A 2099-nucleotide genomic window follows, 5' to 3' on the forward strand; every position below is an offset into this window, starting at 1 on the left:
TTTATTGTGTATGTTATTATGGTTTGTGCTGCTTGACCTGCTTCTTTGCTTATTTCTTCGTTTATCATGTTTTNTCTCCTTTGTTTGAATTAAAAAAAGGGAAGTATAGGCTTTAATTTTTCTATACTTCCCTTTGNTTGTTTTTATTTTNTTGTTCTTGGTGGTGGAATGCTTTATTTTGANGTTTTTATAGNTTANTTAGGTATTTGTACCTTTTNTTGTTTTTCTNCTCTTATTTTGCTTTTCCACCTTTAGTAGTTTGTGTGTGTTCTTTTGTCTGATAGATAGTTTTTCATGTTGGAATATATNATCTGNANTTCNTCATTGTTCATNGNTTTTATTTCTTCTGTGCTTTTNTANGTTTTNTATGTTCCATCTTGATCTGCTTTTATGAGTTCATCTATTAGCTCTTGCCTTTTATTCATCTNTATTACCTCCTAGATCTGCCTTTATTTTCTTGGTCATATTATAGCTTGGATAAGATATTTTTACCAGGTCTTATCTTTCTTGATTTTTGTAATAGTCTTTAGTCATTTGTCTTTTTTTATTAAAGCTATCACTATCTTGCTTATATTCTTTTATCTTTTCTATGATACTTTCTTTTTCTCCTCTCTTGATTGCCTTGTCAATTTCAATACTTAGGTCTATGCCATAATCGTCATTGACTGTCTTGACTGCATACTTGATATGGTTGATACTTTCGTACTCTTCTTTGATTGATTGTGATTGTCTGTTGAGTCTCGATATTTCATCTTCAAGGGTTTGGATTTCTTTTTTCCAGTCTTTAGACTTAATCGCCGATGAGCCTGTTATCTTTTCAAGAATTGCCCTTGCTCTTTTATATTTATCTATCTCATCTTTATGGGAATTGTAAAAGCTGTCTTTGAATAGGGATTTACTGTTCCATTCCTCAAAGACTTTTTTGTTATCCTTGATGATGTCCGCATAGGCAAAGCATTTATTTAAGTTTTCTATTCTTGTGGTTTTCGCCTTAATGTCTTGACTAATCTTCTTATTTTGGGATTGTAATGTGCTTATCTTTTCTTGTAAGTCGGCTATGGTTTTAAGATTGTTGTCTTTCAGATATATTCTTGCTTTGGAAAATCGTCTTAGGTCTGCACCTATCTTTTTGTTGCTTGCATAGGGATTTAACTTTCTTGCTTTTTCTCCCTGTAAGTCATAATAAATACTGATGCACTCATAGAGATTAAAGAGTTCCGCCTTGTTCTCATATTCTTCTTTTTTCTCCTGTTTGTATTCATCATATTTTACTTGCAGACTTCCAAGTAACGAGCCTATCCAAGACGTAAGTTTGGATAGCTCCTCTTTTAATTTTCTAAATTCTAAATTCAAGGCTATGATTTTTCTGTTTTGGTTTCCTCTCTCTGTCTGTATGCCTTTTTTCTCCATCTGATAACTGCTTGTGCCTAAATGAATTTGCGGGAGTTCTTCTCTGCCTTGTTCTTTAAAGGTGCGTGGATCTATCCTTTTATTTATGTTGTTTCTTGCCAAGTATTCGTTTGCTTTCTTTGAAAAGTTTTCTCTCCACTCTTTTACTTTGTCAGGTTCATTCCAATCGTTCAAATTTACTTTTCTTGATTTATAGTTTCCACTTTTCAGTTTTATCTTTTCTCCGTTTTCATCAAGGATATATTCTTTTCTGCATTTCGGTTTCCAATTCCCTTTTTCGTCTATTTCTCTAAGGGTAAGTAGGATATGGGCGTGTGGTTGTTCTTCATGATCGCTTGCCATAGGATTATGAATATTACAGTCTGCTATCATACCTTTAGAAGTAAAGTTTTCTTCTATAAATTCGCTGATTAACTTTATTCTGTCCTGTTCATTTAATTCTCTTGGAAGTGTAAAGAGCAGATTTCTTGCAAGTTGTGAATTTTTACTTTTTTCGATTTTCTCAACTTCATTCCATAGGTATTCTCTGTTTGAAAACTCTTTCGGGATATGTTCCGGCAGAAATATTTTTGAGAATACAAGGTCTTCTTTTTTAGAATAGTCATGTGTTTTTCCATAGTATTCATCTTGTAATTTATCTCTTGCATTGTATGCAGCTTTTGCAATCACGCTATGCCCTTTTGACCTTG

Annotated in this window: 1 protein-coding gene; it reads right to left on the bottom strand. The window is 32.7% G+C overall.

What is annotated here, in order from left to right:
* Positions 1-498 precede the first annotated feature (498 nt).
* Positions 499-2099 (bottom strand): MobQ family relaxase (gene mobQ / locus HMPREF1639_RS07355; RefSeq protein ID WP_036765008.1); only part of this gene is annotated, 1601 nt, incomplete at its 5' end.

This window comes from Peptostreptococcus sp. MV1 (genome assembly GCF_000758885.1).
Taxonomy (GTDB): domain Bacteria; phylum Bacillota; class Clostridia; order Peptostreptococcales; family Peptostreptococcaceae; genus Peptostreptococcus.